Source organism: Type-E symbiont of Plautia stali (assembly GCF_059731115.1).
Window position 1 is genome coordinate 1,337,196 of the sequence record NZ_AP035906.1, and the last position, 17,345, is coordinate 1,354,540.

Annotated in this window: 11 protein-coding genes; 8 read left to right on the plus strand and 3 right to left on the minus strand. The window is 56.2% G+C overall.

Annotation, left to right across the window (positions count from 1 at the left end; genetic code table 11):
* The first annotated feature begins 144 nt into the window (after positions 1–144).
* A complete protein-coding gene (locus tag AC6I8L_RS06090) occupies positions 145–2,589 on the plus strand; it encodes a DUF3772 domain-containing protein (protein ID WP_058961592.1) in 2,445 nt (814 codons plus the stop codon).
* Positions 2,590–2,624: 35 nt separating this feature from the next.
* Here AC6I8L_RS06090 and dld read toward each other — a convergent pair whose 3' ends face one another.
* The gene (gene dld / locus AC6I8L_RS06095; RefSeq protein WP_058961591.1) at positions 2,625–4,334 is read right to left on the minus strand and encodes a D-lactate dehydrogenase; all 1,710 of its coding nucleotides are present in this window, start codon (positions 4,332–4,334) and stop codon (positions 2,625–2,627) included.
* A 155-nt stretch (positions 4,335–4,489) separates the two neighbouring features.
* On the opposite strand from dld, the gene bglX reads away from it, so the two are divergent.
* Positions 4,490–6,787 carry a beta-glucosidase BglX gene (gene bglX / locus AC6I8L_RS06100; RefSeq protein ID WP_045816664.1) on the plus strand — a complete coding sequence of 766 codons (2,298 nt, stop codon included), beginning with the start codon at positions 4,490–4,492 and terminating at the stop codon, positions 6,785–6,787.
* Positions 6,788–6,909: 122 nt separating this feature from the next.
* The gene (locus tag AC6I8L_RS06105) at positions 6,910–7,773 is read left to right on the plus strand and encodes an oxygenase MpaB family protein (RefSeq protein ID WP_058961590.1); all 864 of its coding nucleotides are present in this window, start codon (positions 6,910–6,912) and stop codon (positions 7,771–7,773) included.
* Between the two features lie 2 nt (positions 7,774–7,775).
* Here AC6I8L_RS06105 and AC6I8L_RS06110 read toward each other — a convergent pair whose 3' ends face one another.
* Positions 7,776–8,180 carry a hypothetical protein gene (locus AC6I8L_RS06110; RefSeq protein ID WP_236699774.1) on the minus strand — a complete coding sequence of 135 codons (405 nt, stop codon included), beginning with the start codon at positions 8,178–8,180 and terminating at the stop codon, positions 7,776–7,778.
* Positions 8,181–8,294: 114 nt separating this feature from the next.
* Here AC6I8L_RS06110 and AC6I8L_RS06115 point away from each other — a divergent pair, with 114 nt between their 5' ends.
* Together AC6I8L_RS06115 and AC6I8L_RS06120 are read left to right on the plus strand one after the other, a co-directional pair.
* Complete coding sequence (locus AC6I8L_RS06115; protein WP_058961589.1) at positions 8,295–9,404, plus strand: suppressor of fused domain protein; 1,110 nt, start codon at positions 8,295–8,297, stop codon at positions 9,402–9,404.
* 175 nt (positions 9,405–9,579) lie between these two features.
* Positions 9,580–11,475 carry a methyl-accepting chemotaxis protein gene (locus AC6I8L_RS06120; RefSeq protein ID WP_058961588.1) on the plus strand — a complete coding sequence of 632 codons (1,896 nt, stop codon included), beginning with the start codon at positions 9,580–9,582 and terminating at the stop codon, positions 11,473–11,475.
* A 387-nt stretch (positions 11,476–11,862) separates the two neighbouring features.
* Here the strand turns inward: AC6I8L_RS06120 and AC6I8L_RS06125 are convergent, their stop codons facing one another.
* Complete coding sequence (locus AC6I8L_RS06125; protein ID WP_034821032.1) at positions 11,863–12,930, minus strand: LacI family DNA-binding transcriptional regulator; 1,068 nt, start codon at positions 12,928–12,930, stop codon at positions 11,863–11,865.
* A gap of 196 nt (positions 12,931–13,126) precedes the next feature.
* Here AC6I8L_RS06125 and AC6I8L_RS06130 point away from each other — a divergent pair, with 196 nt between their 5' ends.
* From AC6I8L_RS06130 to AC6I8L_RS06140, 3 genes are all read left to right on the plus strand, one after another.
* Complete coding sequence (locus AC6I8L_RS06130; protein ID WP_058961587.1) at positions 13,127–14,296, plus strand: Gfo/Idh/MocA family protein; 1,170 nt, start codon at positions 13,127–13,129, stop codon at positions 14,294–14,296.
* A 10-nt stretch (positions 14,297–14,306) separates the two neighbouring features.
* Entirely contained in the window at positions 14,307–15,371 is a 1,065-nt protein-coding gene (locus AC6I8L_RS06135) for a Gfo/Idh/MocA family protein (RefSeq protein ID WP_058961586.1), read from the plus strand.
* Between the two features lie 104 nt (positions 15,372–15,475).
* Positions 15,476–17,038, plus strand: a complete 1,563-nt coding sequence (locus AC6I8L_RS06140; protein ID WP_058961585.1) for an MFS transporter — start codon at positions 15,476–15,478, stop codon at positions 17,036–17,038.
* The last annotated feature ends 307 nt before the right edge of the window (positions 17,039–17,345 follow it).

Here is a 17,345-nt window from a genome sequence, read left to right on the forward strand (position 1 = left end):
TCCCTTCACAGATGCACAATGGATTGTGCGTCTGTGAGTTATCGCTTCATTCCTATAGTTTCCGCTTCGGCTACGCTCTACACTGGCCGCCATTCAAAGTTAACTGGCATTTATCGGCTGAAATTGCGCTGGAATCTCATTTATATGTTCAAGCTTCGATCACTCGTAACCCCATTTTTACTGCTGCTGGTGCTGCTAAGCCCGGCACTGAGCTACGCGGATGACAACACTGCCGCTGCGGCACAGCAAGAAGATGCCGCACCGAAGGTGAATCCTGCGGTCGAGCTGCCTAAGATGCAGAAAATCCTCGATAAGATTAAAGGCCAGGTGTCAGGCGATACCAATGAGAGCCAGCTCAACCAGCTTAATGAAATGGCGCTGGAGCTCTCTGGTAATGCAGAAACCCTAAGCCAGGCACTGATCCCGCAGGGTCAGCAGCTGGATGCACAGTTAGCGGTACTGGGTCCGGCACCTAAGCCGGACAGCGGCGTGAAAGAGACGCCGGAAGTGACGCGTAAACGCGCTTCGCTGGAGAACCAGAAAAGCAAGCTGGATGACCAAATCAAGCAGGCCGACGGCATTAAAAATGGCGCGCTGGTGCTCTCCTCACAGATCGTCAACCTGCGTCGTGATCAGTTGAAAAGCCAGCTGGCGCTCAACTCTGGCAGTATCCTGGGGCCGCGTTTTTGGGCACCGATGGTCAGCCGTCAGGATTTGGACGGTGAGAAGATCAGCGACTTTATCGCTGAACTGCAGGACACAGCGGCGCTCTCCTGGGAACCCGGCTGGCGTTTCGGCACCATTGGCTGGTTGATTGCGGCGATGCTGGTGATGACCCTGGGCCGTCGCTATAGCGAAGAGTTTTTGGCCTGGGTGAGCATCAATAAACTGCCAGAGGGGCGCTTGCGTCGTAGCTTCCTGGCCGCAGCCATTGCCTTGACCACCCTGGCGGCCGTGGTGCTGACCTTCAACTTTATCGCGCTGGCGTTTACCCGCCGCGATGAAGTCTCGACCGACGTGCAGGATTTTGTTGAGCGTCTGGTGCAACTCAGCGTCTATTGCGGCCTCATCGCCGGGTTAGGCCGCGCCTTCCTGTCCACGCGTCGCCCAAGCTGGCGCTTACCGAGCATCTCCAATGAAGTGGCGCAGGCGTTGAAGCCGTTCCCACCGATTACGGCAGGACTGGTGTTTATTTTCCAGACGGCGGAAGCCTTTAACTACAGCGTTGGCACCAGCCTGAACACCACCATCTTCGCCAATGGCCTGACGGCGCTGCTGATTGGCACCACCGGTATGGCGATCAGCATGCGTACCAATCGCGTACGCCGCCGTATGGTGCAAGAAGGCAATGCGCCAGAAGCGCGCCCGACCATTGTTGGACTGGTTCAGCTGGCGCTGACGCTTACCGCGCTCGCGATATTGATTTCGCTGATCATCGGTTATGTCACGCTGGCCCGCTTCCTCGGTTATGAGGTGATCTGGTGCGGTATTCTGTTCGGTTCATTCTACTTCCTTAGCCATTTGATCAATGACGGTTGTGAAAGCCTGTTCTCCACCAACAATGCCACCGGCAAACGCCTGCAGACGTCATTGAACATTGATGAACGTCATCTGCAACAGGCGGCCACGCTGCTGGGCGCTATTGGTAAAACCGCACTGATCGGTATTGTGGCGCTGGCGCTACTCAACGGCACCTTTGCCTCGTCGACACCGATTGAGCTGATTCAGAAAGTGATTGAGTTCTGGGGCGGCAAAGGGCTGGAGTCGTTGAACATCGTGCCCGCGCACATGGTCAATGCCATCCTGTGTCTGGTGGTGGGGATTTACGTACTGCGTTCGGTGCGTCGCTGGCTGGATAAAGATTTCCTGCCGAAGACCACCATGGACGTCGGCATGCGCGTGTCGCTGGTGACGCTGTTCAGCAACATCGGTTATGTGCTGATCATTCTGCTGACGCTGTCGATTATGGGCCTGCAGTGGAACAAACTGGCGTGGATCGTCAGTGCCTTGTCGGTCGGTATCGGTTTCGGCTTACAAGAGATCGTGAAGAACTTTATCTCTGGTTTGATTCTGCTAACCGAGCGCCCGGTAAAAGTGGGCGATCTGGTGAGCATCAGCGGCATTGAAGGGGATATTCGCCGCATCAACGTGCGCGCCACCGAAATTCAGCTGAGTGATAAATCCACGGTGATTGTGCCGAACTCACAGTTCATCTCGCAGAACGTTCGTAACGCCACCATGGGCAATGCGCAGGGCGTGGTGACCATTCTGCTGACCTTCCCGCTGGACATCGATCCGGTGCGCGTGCGTGAGATTCTGCTGGAGGTTTACGAGGAGAATGAACGTATTCTGGAAACGCCAGAGCCATCCGTGTCGTTTAAGGATCTGACCTCCGCCGGTATTGTGCTGAGCGTCACCGGTAACGTAGCGGGCCAGCGTCAGATCTCCAGTGCCAAGAGTGATCTGCTGTTCGATATTCTGACGCGCCTGCGCAAAGAGGGCATTGTGCTGTCCACACCGCAGACGATGATCATTGAACGTCGAGCCGTGCCAGCGGCCACGCAGGAAGAGGGCGAGCAACTGCCATAATCCAGTGGGCGGCTCTCGGGCCGCCCATTAATTTATCAAGCCTTAACCGCCCAACCTTTCTGTTTGCTGGTTTTACCGATCCCCGGATTAAAGGTATTGGTCGGATCCAGCTGACGATAAAACGCCTGCAACTGCGGTTTTGCCTGATACAGATGCCCGACGTTATGCTCGGCGGGATACTCGGCACCGCGTTCGCTGAGGATCGCCAGCATCTTCTCCTTCAACGCATGCGCATCCACGCCTTTCTTCACGATGTAATCCTGGTGGAAGACATGACAGAAGAAGTGGCCGTAATAAAGGCGATGACTAAGATCGTTATCAAACTCCGCCGGTAAGCGCTCAAACCAATCCTGATCGTTACGACGCAGCGCGATATCCAGCGCCAGAATATCTTCCACTTCATCCGCATGCACCGCGTGGTAGCGCACTGCGGCACCGGCAGCGGCGAAGCGATGCAGGAAAGCATGTGCGCCTTCCTTGCCGTCACAGGCAAAGAACTCGCCACCGCCTTCGCGGAAGTATTCGTGCAAATACTCCTGCGCCTCTGCCACGCCTTCACCGGACATTTTCAGCATCAGGTGATGCTCAAACTTATCGCGATACTGCTTCATGCGTTTCGGCAGATGGGCAGGTAGCCAACCGCTGACGCGCTGCAATACGCGATCGGTGAAGTGCGGTTTAACAAAACTCAGCTTACCCAGCCAGGCATCCACCCGACCTTTCATCGTGAAGAACAGTGGCATTTTGTCGGTGCCGAGCTTGTCGATCATCACAAAGGTGTCTTTGCCGTACACTTCGGCGATATCGAAAATGTCGCGGTGCATGTATTCGCCCGCTACCGGTAAGTTTTTAAACTCGGCCAGAATATGGCGGCGCAGATCGCCCAATACCGCCGGATCGTTAGTACCGATATAAAACACCTGCTGCTTCGGTTCGCTGGGGAAGGTATCAAGACGCACGGCGAATACCGCCAGTTTGCCCGCGCAACCCGAAGCCTCGAACAGGCGGCGCTCATCGGCGTTGAAGCGAGCGGGTGTATCCGCATGGATATCACGCACGCGTTCTGCATATTCATGATCTGAAGCATGACGTTCATCCCAGCGCACATCGCTCTGCTGCCAGCGATCGTCATCCAGTCGACCGAGCATCTCTTCCGGCGAGTGGCCGAGATCCATGCCGAGATGATTGACCAGCTTCAGTTTGCCGTCGGCATCAATCTGCGCATAAAGCGCCATTTCGCTGTAGGCCGGGCCGCGTTTGATCAGTGAACCGCCGGAGTTATTACAAATCCCGCCCATGACCGACGCGCCGATACAAGAGGAACCGATCACCGAGTGTGGTTCACGTCCCAGCGGCTTAAGGGCTTTTTCCAGCTGATAAAGGGTGCTGCCAGGGAAGGCCAGAATCTGATTGCCGCCATCAATCAGCTGCAATTTATCGAGGCGCAAAGTACTGATGATCACCACCGGGCGATCGTAATCATTGCCGTTAGGCGTGGAGCCTTCGGTCAGGCCGGTGTTGGCGGCCTGCATCAAAATCACCGCATCGGCCTGCACCAGCGCCTGCAATATCCGCCACAGTTCCAGCAAGGAACCGGGGAACACCACCGCCAGCGCATCGCCTTCACCGGAGCGGAAACCCTTACGATAGCGTGCGGTTTGTTCCGCCTCAGTTAACAGGTGTGAAGGGCCGACGAGGCGGCGCAGTTCAGCCAGCAGTGTAGGGTGTGAGGTGTTGTTATTCATGAACCTGTCCTTGTCGTTAACGTTGCGCATCTACTTTAGCACGCGTCAACGGCATGGTCGCGGTGTGACATCGGTGGCTACCTGCTATCCTGAACTTGTGGCACACTGCCCCGGTTATTTCGATATTGCGCAGTCACTTAAGAGAACCCGACCTGATGAAATGGATTTGCTCTGTTAGCCTCGCTGTTTCCCTTGCCATGCAGCCTGCCTTCGCAGATGACCTGTTTGGCCCCCATCCGATGACGGAACAGGCGCGTGACGCCTTTGTTAACCAGCTGCTCGGCAAAATGACCCTTGATGAAAAAATCGGGCAGATGCGCTTGATCAGCGTGGGGCCAGACACGCCGAAGGAGGCAGTGCGCGACATGATCCAGCACGGTCAGGTTGGCGCAATCTTCAATACCGTCACGCGTCCGGATATTCGCGCGATGCAGGATCAGGTGATGCAACTCAGCCGCCTGAAAATTCCGCTGTTCTTCGCTTACGACGTGGTGCACGGTCAGCGTACTATTTTCCCGATCCCGCTCGGCCTCGCGGCCAGCTGGGATCTGGATGCGATCGGTGAAGTCGGCCGCATCTCCGCTTATGAAGCCGCCGACGATGGTCTCAATATGACCTGGGCGCCGATGGTGGATGTTACGCGCGAGCCGCGCTGGGGACGCGTGTCTGAAGGCTTCGGAGAAGACACTTTTCTGTCCTCGCAAATGGGCAGCGCGATGGTGAAATCCATGCAGGGCAAAAGCGCCGCTGACCGTTATTCGATCATGACCAGCGTGAAGCACTTCGCTGCCTATGGCGCAGTGGAGGGCGGACGTGATTACAACACCGTCGATATGAGCCCACAGCGTCTGTTCCAGGACTATTTGCCACCGTACAAAGCCTCGCTGGATGCCGGCAGCGGCGGCGTGATGGTGGCGCTTAACTCGCTCAACGGTACGCCTGCTACGGCGGATGGCTGGTTGCTGAAAGACCTGCTGCGCGGTGAGTGGAAATTCAAAGGCATTACCATCAGCGACCACGGCGCGATTAAAGAGCTGCTGAAACACGGCGTGGCTAGCGATCCGCAGGATGCGGTGCGTATTGCGCTGAAGTCCGGCATCGATATGAGTATGAGCGATGAGTACTACAGCAAATACTTGCCTGGGCTGGTAAAGAGTGGCGCCGTTACCATGGCGGAGATCGACGATGCAGCGCGTCACGTGCTGAACGTCAAATATGATATGGGCTTGTTTAACGATCCCTACAGCCATTTAGGGCCGAAAGGCAGCGATCCGCAGGACACCAATGCCGAGAGCCGTCTGCATCGTGCCGAAGCGCGTGACGTGGCGCGTAAGAGCATCGTGCTGCTGAAAAACTGGCATGAAACCTTACCGCTGAAAAAAGACGCCACCGTGGCGCTGGTGGGGCCATTGGCTGACAGCCAGCGTGACATTATGGGCAGCTGGTCAGCCGCGGGCGTGGCGAAACAGTCGATTCCGCTGCTGCAGGGCGTTCGCAATGCGATGGCGGGCAAAGGCACCGTGCTGTATGCCAAAGGGGCCAACATCACCGATAACAAAGGTATTCAGGACTTCCTCAACCTCTACGAACAGGCGGTTAGCGTGGATAAGCGCTCGCCGCAGGAATTGATTGATGAAGCCGTTGCCCAGGCGAAGAAAGCGGATGTCGTGGTCGCCGCTGTGGGTGAAGCGCAGGGGATGGCGCATGAGGCCTCCAGTCGCAGTGACCTGGTGATTCCGCCAAGCCAGCAAAAACTGCTGGCGGCGCTGAAAGCGACCGGCAAGCCGCTGGTGATTGTACTGATGAATGGCCGTCCACTGACGGTGGTGAATGAAGATCGTATCGCGGATGCGATGGTAGAAACCTGGTTCAGCGGCACTGAAGGGGGGAATGCGATTGCGGACGTACTGTTTGGCGATTACAACCCATCGGGCAAACTGCCGATGTCCTTCCCGCGTTCTGTAGGCCAGCTGCCGATTTACTACAACCACTTGCCAACCGGGCGTCCGTACAACTTCGCGAAGCCGAACAAGTACACCTCGCATTACTACGATGCGGTGAATGGCCCGCTGTATCCGTTTGGTTACGGTCTGAGCTACACCACTTTCACCGTTTCGCCGGTGAAAATGTCCGCCAAAACCATGCCGCGCAATGGATCCGTTGAAGCGAGCGTCACCGTTACCAACACCGGCAAACGTGATGGTGCCACGGTGGTACAGATGTATCTCAACGATCCGGTGGCCAGCATCAGCCGCCCAGTACAGGAGCTGCGTGGCTTCAAACGCATCATGCTGAAAGCGGGCGAGTCACAGACCGTGAGCTTTAAGATTGATGTGGATGCACTGAAATTCTGGAATCAAAAAATGCAGCATGTCGCCGAGCCGGGCAAATTCAACGTGATGATTGGCCTCGATTCGGTACGCACCCAAGACGGGCAGTTTGATTATCTGTAAGCGTTAGTTGTCGCCACTTTGTGGAACGGTGCGGTTTGTCGCAGGATGAATCGCACCGTTACCCCTGGCAGTATATGATAGGCCCGAGCTTATTCTGCCAACGGGCATAACCGACAAACGTCATGAACCTCCGCAATCGTATCCAGCAGCAAGTCTTTCGTCTTAACGGCCTCGCACTCAACGAATTCGATATTTCGCAGCCGCTGGGCGATCCGGGTTTGTTTGGCCCTGACCACGTAATCTGGCGCGTGCACGGCGACTTTCCTTCGATGTTATGTGGTGGCATCAGCGCCTTGATGCTGCAAATGCTGCATCCGGCCGCGCTGGCAGGCGTATGGGATCACTCCAATTTCCGTCAGGACATGCTGGGTCGTCTGCGGCGCACCAGCCAGTTTATCGCCGTCACCACTTTTGGTAACACGGTAGACGCCAATATCCTGATTGAACGCGTTAAACGCATCCATCTGCGTGTTACAGGTATCGATAATGCCGGGCAACCTTATGCTGCCAGCGATCCGCATTTGCTCACCTGGGTACACGTCGCCGAAACCAGCCGCTTCCTCGCCGCGCATCTGCGCTATAAAAATCCGCAGCTCTCACTGGCCGAGCAGGATCGCTATTACGAGGAGGCGGCGATCATCGCCGAAGCCTTAGGGGCGGAAAAGGTGCCAAAAACGGTGCAGGCGGTGGAGGCTTATCTGCAGGCCATGCGCCCGGAACTGATTTGCGATGAACGCACGCTGGAAGTGATGCAGCTATTAATCAATGCACCGGCCCCAAGCTGGCAGGCGAAACCGGCGATGCGGGTGATGCTAAAAGCCGGGATGGGGTTGTTACCGGACTGGGCGCAACAGCAAATTCAGCAGCCGATTAGCCCGTTGACACAGTGGCGCGTGGATAAAGAGATCGCGGTGATTGCCGGTTTGCTGCGCTGGTCGATTCAGCGCGGGGCTTATTCCCGCGCCATGCAACGCATGGGACGCTAACGCTACAAATGCAGCTCGTCCTGCTTTTTGGTGTAGGTGCGCGGTGTGCGGGCTTCACGTTTAAGGGTGAGCTGGCGCTGCTGATAATGATGAAGCAGCATCCCTAATCCCACTCCCAGCAGCGCTAATGGCAGCAAGCTGTAGTAAATGTCGATGGGTAACACCATCAATAGCACCGCACCACCGAGTATAAGCGTGAGCGCTGACATCACCCATGTATAGCGAAGAAACAGCCACACTAAAATCGCGAAAATCACGACATCGCGCAGGTTCAAATCGAGGTTTTGCAGCACCATGCTGAGCAGCTCCGCAAGGAGGAATGTGCAGACAATAGCATGCGAGGCGGCAAATGAATCGCGAATTAATTTGAAGTTTGTCAGGGCGTTGTGCCGGCATTCATCAGTCATTCTCACGCTTCCTGACTGCACTTTGAGAGTTTTACCCTTGTGTCACATGGTGCGAGTGCCGATCCTGCTCTATTCTCAGGGAAAATGGATCCCTCAAGGCTTTGTCGAGGCGTTATGACACACCAACCTCTGATTGCTGAGGTGCCAAATCAGCAAAACACACTGACCGCCATCGTCGAACAGGATGCGCGCACGGCCTACTTTTACATCTGGCCCAACGACCTGTTTCGCAGTCAGTATGCGGTGCGCGGCTGCTGGCTGCGCAATCTGTTGCCTGCACCGGCGCGTGAAGATTGTGAAGCGATGGAGCAGGGCATTGCGCCTCTGCTCAGCGCAGAGTATTGCCGCACCTTAGAAGCCGAGCCGATGCTCGACCCTGCCGGTCTACAGATTTTGTGGGAACCGAGTGATGACGGTGCAGCCCTGTGGTATTACGGCCAACTGCTGGCGGTGATCCCCGGCTGGAGTCTGTATCAGGATAAGCAGGTGAGTTTCTCTGCTGGCTGCATCAAAGAGAATCGCCTGACCGCACCGCTCGGATCCGCTTCCACCAATGATTACTATGCACGCGCCGAGCAGCAGCGCCACTTCTGGCGTGACTGGCATGACGGCCATTTATGGGATGTTGTGCAGCATGAGCTAATGCAGTGCTACCAGGCGCAGTTTGGTGAGTCGGTAAAGTATTACGCTATCGATCAAGGGAGCTGGCCGCCAATGGCCATCTCTCAGCACTGGCACAATGGCGTGTGGGTTTTTCTCACGCTGGGTATGGGGATTCGGCCCATGCCGCAGGTGGATTACCTGTTTGATGAGCTGGCCCCGCAGTACCGCCGTGTTGAGCTGGCGATGGCAGTAGACGGTGAAGTGATGACCGAAGCCAATGCGGTGCAGATGGCCAGCGCGCTGGCAGAATTCGCGCACTTGCCGTGGGCGCGGCTGACGTGGATTGGCGAAGGGCACACGCTGGCATCGGAAGTGGCACCAGTGGGCTTCGAGAGTTTCCTGCTGGCCAATGGCTTAGCACCGGAAGTTGCCCAGTTCCGACTGCCCAAGCGCGATGGCGATCGTCCGAATCTGCTGTGGGCGACACCGATCACCGAAGCGGAACGTCAGTTTGCTCAGGCCGATGACCGCGGTGGACAACAGCTGCTGCAGCGTTTGCAGGCAGAAGGTAATGACCATATCTTTCGGCCACGTCAGGAAGTGGTGGATCCGCCGCAATAGCCCTCTCTGCGGGCGGTTGCCCGCACCCTGATGAGTAAGCGCAACGTTAGTCACCCTCCTAATGATCACCTAAATCAACTATTTGCATTTTTGTGATCTTGCTCACCTCAAGTTCCTCTGTAACACGCCGTTAACCTCGATCAGGCAACTCGCCAACCAGGGTAAGGGCACACTGATGTTAAAAACTACACAATCTCGTTTTACCGCGACGTTGGTCGCATTTTTCGTGGTACTGATGCTGGTTACCGTGGTGGTGATCAATCAGTTTGTGGCACCGCAGTTGAGTCAAAACGAAAGCCGATTAGTGCGCTATGAGGTGGATGGCCTGGCGGGACGTATTGTGGAACAGATGAACCGCGTGCAGGCGCAGCAACGTGCCATTACCGAAGCCGCAGGCGTGATGGATAGCGCGGCCATCGACAACTTGCTGCCTGCGCTGGTGAACCAGTATCAGGACAGCAACGTATTTGGCGGCGGTATCTGGCCACTGCCTAATCGCCGCGATCCGGCGAAGGAAAAAGACAGTTCGTTCTTCGCCCGTAACGCCAGCAACCAGTTACAGGTCAACACTTACTGGAACTCGGATGCGGCCGACAAATACTGGGAGCAGCCGTGGTACAAAGACGGTATGGCCGCGGCCAAAGGGCAATGTGCCTGGGCTAAAGCCTATCAGGATGCGGCCAGCCCGCAGCCGCGTACCAACTGTGCGATGGCGATTTATCGTGATGGCACGGTGTGGGGGGTATCAACCATCGACGTAACGCTCGGTTTCTTCAACCAACTGGCGAAACAGATGGGCGACGCCATTCACGGACGTGTGTTGATCGTTGAAGCGGATGGCAAAGTGGTGGGCAACGCCGCACTGCTGGAAGGTGCACCGAAGCTGGAAAATCTCGCGGATACGCAGCTGCCGATGGCGGGTGCGCTGAAAAGTCTGCTGAGCCAGGCAGGTAATCAGCCTACGCAAACCACCTTTGAAGGCGAAGATGGCGAGCACACGCTGTTCCTGCAGGCGATCGCCGGTAGCCCGTGGTATCTCGCCAGCGATGTGCCGTCCAGTTTGCTGGATGCGCAAACCCACAGCATGCTGACTCGCCTGGGCCTGGTGCAGATCCCGCTGGCGGTGATCCTGCTGCTGGTGCTGCTCGGCTTTGTGCGCGCCATGATGAAACGTCTTAGCCTGCTGAACCGCAATATCGAAGCCCTGTCGACCGGCGGCGCGGATTTAACCCAGCGTCTGCCTGCCAGCAACAGCCCGGAATTTAACGCGGTGGCGCAGAGCTTTAACCAGTTTATTGAGTATCTGCAGGGGCTGATGCGTCAGGTCGGCGACAGCGCACTGGCGATTACCTCTGCCTCGCGTGAAATTGCCAGCGGCAATGCCGATCTGTCTGCGCGTACTGAATCGCAGGCGAGTTCGATTGTCGAAACCGCCGCGTCAATGGAAGAGCTGACCGGCACGGTACGTCAGAACGCCGACAATGCTACCCACGCCAATCAGCTGGCGGACGGTGCCTCGCAGGTGGCGGCGCGCGGAACGGACGTGGTGCGTCAGGTGGTCACCACCATGGGTGCGATTAATCACTCATCCCGTAAAGTGGTGGATATCATCAGCGTGATTGACAGCATCGCCTTCCAGACCAATATCCTCGCACTTAACGCGGCGGTGGAAGCGGCCCGAGCGGGTGAGCAGGGGCGTGGATTTGCCGTGGTGGCGTCAGAAGTGCGAAATCTGGCGCAGCGCTCAGCTAACTCAGCGCGTGAGATCAAGAAGTTGATTGAGGAGTCGGTGGCCAATATCGATACCGGCAGCCAACTGGTGGAACAAGCCGGTCAAACCATGGATGAGCTGATGCAGGGCGTGAGCAGCGTGACTACTTTGATGAGCGAAATCATGTCTGCTAGTCGTGAGCAGAGTATGGGGATTGAGCAGGTTAACCTGGCAATCACGCAGCTGGATGGCAGCACCCAGCAGAATGCCGCGCTGGTTGAGCAGGTGTCGGCTGCCGCGCGCGCCATGGAAGAGCAGAGCGTGCAGCTGGAGCTGGTGGTGCAGAGCTTTAAGTTGTAAGGCTGGGCGATTTACCACAAGTGATAACGCAATCTGGTGCCGCTCAGGGGCCGGCGGTCCTCGCGCCGCTGACGCGGTACCCTCACGTCATTCGTCCGCCTTACGGACCGGCTGGGATGGAACATCCCTGTTCCAGCCCAGCCTTTCGACCGCATCCATGCGGTCTCTCCTGGCAGACTCACTCTGTTCGGCGCTGCGGATTGCCGGCCCCTGAGCGGCACCAGCCTGCTTCTGAGCTTAGGTGTGGTTTGTTAGAAAAGGCTATGTGCTTGAGGCTTGAACGGATCGGTAATTCAAAAGGTTTAGCATCAGCGCTGAGGTTTTGATGTTGGGCTTGGGTGCACAGGCACGATGCGCTGATGACGTGCGTTTCTGCTTTGGGGCATCTCACGGAAACGCGTTGCGGATCTCTTCACGCGCGGCATGGCGAGTGGCATTCGCCACCGTGCCGCGATCCACCAGTTTCCCCTGCAACAACAGATTGTAAATCGACGACTGCGGACGATTGAGGCGATTCTGGATCAGCTGGATTGCCTCATAACCCAGTTCACGGCACGGCACCGCAAAGCCGGTGATGGGCATCTCTGGCGATCCTTCCAGCCGGCTGGCTAGATCCGTGGTCATCAGCGAAATATCTTCGGGAATGCGCAAGCCGCGTGACAGCAGTGCATTCTGCACGCCGGTAATAATGCCTTTGCCGCCGGGCAAAATCACATCAGGCCACTGATCGCGTGGGTGCGTATCCAGCCAGTGATTCAGTGCGATCTCGGTGTCCTGCGAGGAGTAGGCTTCGATGACAATCAAATCCTGCTGTGCATTAAACGGCATATGAAAATGGCGGTAGGCGTCTTTGATCCCTTCCAGACGCAAAAACAGCGTCTCACGTCGCAGACAGGTGACGGTCAACACCCGGCGGTGGCCTTGCTCAAACAGATGCTGCATAGCGCTGAAACCAATCGCCCGATGATCGGGTGACACCGCATCCAGCCGCATATCTTTATCACGAGAGTTAATCAGCACACAGGGTTTACCGAGTGACGCCGCGAGGCTAAAGATCGCTTGATCGTCGGTGCCGATGATGATGATGGCGCTGATGTTTTTTGCTCCGGCTTTCTCCAGAAACAGCTTCACATCGGCGCGCTGTTCCTCCAGTGGGCAATAGCTGATATGCACATCATGCGATGCGCAGGCCTCGGCGATTCCACGCGTCACCTCATGGTAAAAATGATCGCCACGCGGCGTGAAAGTGCGCCCTGGGGCAAACACCACAATCTCATTGATCAGCAGGCGTCCACTCACCATTTCCTGCAATACACCTAGCCTGCGCGCGCAGTCGACTATCGCCTCACGCGCTTTTTCGCTGGTGTAGGATTTGCCGCTCAACACGCGTGAAACCGTACTCACCGAGTAGCCGGTGATTGCTGAAATTTCATCCATTCTGAGCTTGCCAGCCATAGTGTGATCCCCATCCCAATCAATTTTTGCAAATTTTTGCAGACGCAGTGGACTGATATTAAGGCGCTTTTACATTTGGTTCACAAACTCATGCCTTGCTCTGCGAGCATTCTCACAAAAACAGATTGTCCGACCCGCAGCGCTTTTTTATGTTCCTCGCAGACACCTCAACAGCGGTTATCGGCGGAGAATCTCGATGTTAAAAATTGCGATAGTGGGCATGGGCAATATTGCCAATTCACATATCCAGGCGTTTCTGCAGTTTCCTGAGCGCGGCAGAATTGTCGCGGTAGCGGACGTGTATCCTGAAAAAGCGCGGGAGAAATTGCAGCGCTACGGCCTGCACGATGTGCGGGTTTACCAGGATCACCGCGAGATGCTGGCCGAGGGCGCAGATATCGACGTGGTCGACGTCTGTACGCCGCCTTATGTGCATGCGGAAAACACCATTGCGGCCCTGCAGGCGGGCAAGCATGTGCTGTGCGAAAAGCCTATGGCGGCCTCGCTGGAAGAGTGCGATGCGATGATTGCTGCGCAAAAAGCCAGTGGCAAAATTCTGTCAGTGGTGGCGCAGAACCGCTTCACCGACGCGTTCTGGCAGTTGAAAGCGGCAGTAGATTCGGGCCTGGCGGGCAAAATTTGCCACGCGCAAATCGATTCATTCTGGTGGCGTGGCCATTCGTACTACGACCTGTGGTGGCGCGGCACCTGGGAGAAAGAGGGCGGCGGCTGCACGCTTAACCATGCGGTACACCACATCGATGCGATGCAATGGATGCTCGGTGCGCCCAGTGAAGTGGTGGCGATGATCGGCAACGTGGCGCATGACAATGCCGAAGTGGAAGACCTCAGCGCCGCGATTTTCCGCTACCCCAACGGCACGCTGGCGCAGTTGACCGCTTCCGTTGTGCATCACGGTGAAGATCAGAAAATCGTGCTGCAGGGAGAAAAAGCGCGTCTCTCGGCACCGTGGAAAGCGGTCGCCATGCAGGCGGCAGATAATGGCTTCCCGGAAAAAGAGAACAATCTGGTGCTGGAGCAGGAGCTGGATCGCTTTCATGCCAGCACGGCACCGCTCACCTGGACACTGCACGCCGGACAGGTCGATGACTTCTTCTCGGCGATTGAGAAACAGCGTGTGCCGTTGATTGACGGCGAGCAGGGCAAACGCTCGCTGGAGTTGATTACCGCCATCTACAAATCGGCCATCACCAAAAGCATTGTGTCGTTACCGATCGCCAAAAATGATGCCTTCTACCGCACCGGCGGCCTGATCGCCCATGCACCGCACTTCTACGAAAAACAGGCTTCGGTCGATAACTTCGCCGATGTCGATGACATCCCACTGGGCAAAAACTTTGCGTGAGGAAACAACCATGAATAAGCAGGATGGCATGAACTACGCGCCGAAAGGCAAACCACAGCCGGTGGTGCAGCCGGGGGAATTTATCATTGCGGCGGCAGGACTGGATCACGGCCACATTTACGGCATGTGCAATGGCCTGACCGAGGCCGGAGCCACGCTGAAGTGGGTATACGATCCCGATCCCGCCAAAGTCGATAAGTTTGTGCAGCAGTTCCCGCAGGTGCAGATCGCCGATTCGCTGGAGACCATTCTGGCCGATACGCAGGTACAACTGGTGGCAGGCGCGGCGATTCCCTCGGAACGCTGTGCGCTGGGGCTGAAAGTGATGGCAGCGGGCAAGGATTACTTCACGGATAAAGCCCCGCTCACCAGCCTGGAACAGCTGGAAGACGCCAAAGCGATGTGCGCTAAAACCGGGCGCAAATATGCGGTGTATTACAGCGAACGTCTGCACGTGGAGAGCGCGGTGTTTGCCGGGCAATTGGTGGAAAAAGGGGCTATCGGGCAGGTGGTACAAACCCTTGGCACGGGTCCACATCGTGAAGGCACCGGACGGCCCGACTGGTTCTATCAGCGTCGCTATTTTGGCGGCATCCTGTGTGACATCGGCAGCCATCAAATTGAGCAATTCCTCTACTACACCGGCAACAGCGACGCCACGGTGGTGGCGAGCCAGGTGCGGAATTTCCGCCATCCACAGCACCCGCAATTTGAGGACTTTGGCGATGCGATGCTGGCGGGTGAGAACGGCGCCACTGGCTACTTCCGCTGCGACTGGTTTACGCCGGATGGCTTATCCACCTGGGGTGATGGGCGCATGACGCTGCTCGGTACCGATGGTTATATCGAGATCCGCAAATACACCGATCTCACACGTGGCGAGCAGGATGTGGTGTATCTGGTGAACAAAGAAGGAGAGTTCCGCTATGCCGTTTCCGGCGAAGTCGGCTTCCCGTTCTTTGGACAGCTCATCAATGACTGTCTCCATCGCACCGAGCATGCGATGACGCAAACGCATGCTTTCAAAGCGGCGGAATTGTGTGTGAAAGCACAGATGCTCGCCAACGCCGGATAACGCATTCGTTTATTCAGTTGATTTCCAATTCTGTTGATAACAACGGCGGCAGGGCATAGCACCTTGCCGCTATTACATACCCTACCAGAACAGGAATCGGATCGATGGTTAAACCTACAGAACGTCGCGTCGGTTATGGCGTCGCAATCGGCTACGGCCTGACGGATCTCTTTGGCGGCGGTGCCTTTGCGGTGATTGGCACCTGGTTGCTGTTTTTCTATACCACCTACTGCGGATTATCGGTGTTTGAAGCGGGCTCGATATTTGCCATCGCCCGCGTCATCGATGCGATATTAAGCCCGATCATGGGCTACATTACTGACAACTTCGGCAACACCTGGCTGGGGCGTAAATTTGGCCGCCGCCGTTTCTTCCTGCTGATCTCCTCTCCCTTAATGCTGCTGTATTACGCGTTGTGGGTGACGGATATGGGCTACTGGTACTATCTCGGCACTTATCTCACCATCGAGCTGCTGTCGGCAATGGTGCTGGTGCCGTGGGAAACCTTGTCCTCGGAGATGACCAATCGCTTCAGCGAGCGCACGCGTCTTTCGGGCGTGCGCCTGATGTTCTCGGCGCTTGGCAGTTTCCTTGCCGTCTCAGTGCCGGGCATCATCATGACCTATACCGGCAAAGACAACGCCATTACCTATACGCTGACCGGCGTCATCTTCTCGGTGATTTACTGCGTGGCGGTGTTTATTACCTGGTTGACCACCTGGGAAGCCAAAGATATTCAGCCGGAAGAGGATGTGGCGCAACATTCGGCGCGCCAGGGGAGCCTGAAGGCCCACCTAAAGTATCTGTTTGTCGATTTGGCATCGTCGTTCAAAATCAAAGCCTTTCGTCAGCATCTGCTGATTTATATCTGCTCCTTCACCGCGATGGATGCCTTTCTGGCGGTGTTCACCTATTTCGTGATCTACGGCCTGAAGCAGGATGCCTCACTGGCTTCACTGCTGCTAAGTAACATGATGTTTATGTCGATTCCCGGCACTTTCATTTTCATGATGCTGCTTGGCCGCTTTAATATGACGCCCTCCAACGCGCTGCGTATGTCCTACCTGAGTATCGTCGCTATCTTCCTGTTCCTGTTTGCCGTGTATTTGTGGCAATGGCAGGTGCCCACGTTGCTGTTCAGCGCGGTCTTTCTGTTTTTGGGCATCGTGCGCGCCGGGCTGTTTTACATCCCGTGGAACATTTACAGCTTCATTCCCGATATTGATGAGATGGTGACCTGTAAGCGGCGTGAAGGGATTTTTGCCGGGGTGATGGTGTTGACGCGCAAAAGCTCGGTGGCCATCGCCATTTTCATGATTGGTATCGTGCTGCAGGAGAGTGGTTTTGTGAAAGGCAACGGCGCACAGCCGGAGAGTGCCATCCATGCGATTGTCGGGCTGATGGTGTTTGTCACCACGGCACTGCTGGCGGCGAGTTTCTGGCTGACCTTTAAGTTCAAGCTGACACAGCGCAGCCACAAGCTGCTGATTAAAGAGGTGGCGCGTCGCAAACTGGGTGGCACGGCGAGAGGTTGCGATGCCGAAACGCGTGGGGTGATTAAAGATCTTACCGGCTATGAGTATGACGAAGTGTGGGGCGCAAGCCGTCATACAACTGCCCGCGATACGACAATCGAATCCGAGCTAAAGCTGAAGGGGCGGCTTTAAGCGCGAATGCCTGTCAGGTAATCACTCAGTCAAATCAGGCTGCCCTTTAAGAGGGGGCCGCCTTATCTGTGCGCATAGGCGGAATTGAGCGGTCAGAGCGTGGCGACGACAGACTCAAGGCGGCCCGGGACTGTGCACGCCTCCGCATCCTGGCTGATAACGATGACGACTTTATAGCGCCCATGGTTGGCCGATTTGAATTCTACATCCTGAGTCGTTACCGCTTTGTCTGATGACTGCTAAGCTTAAATTTCTCTACTTAAGCGCACGGAATGTGCGCGATTTCCTCAGTTTCAGTCTTTGAGGT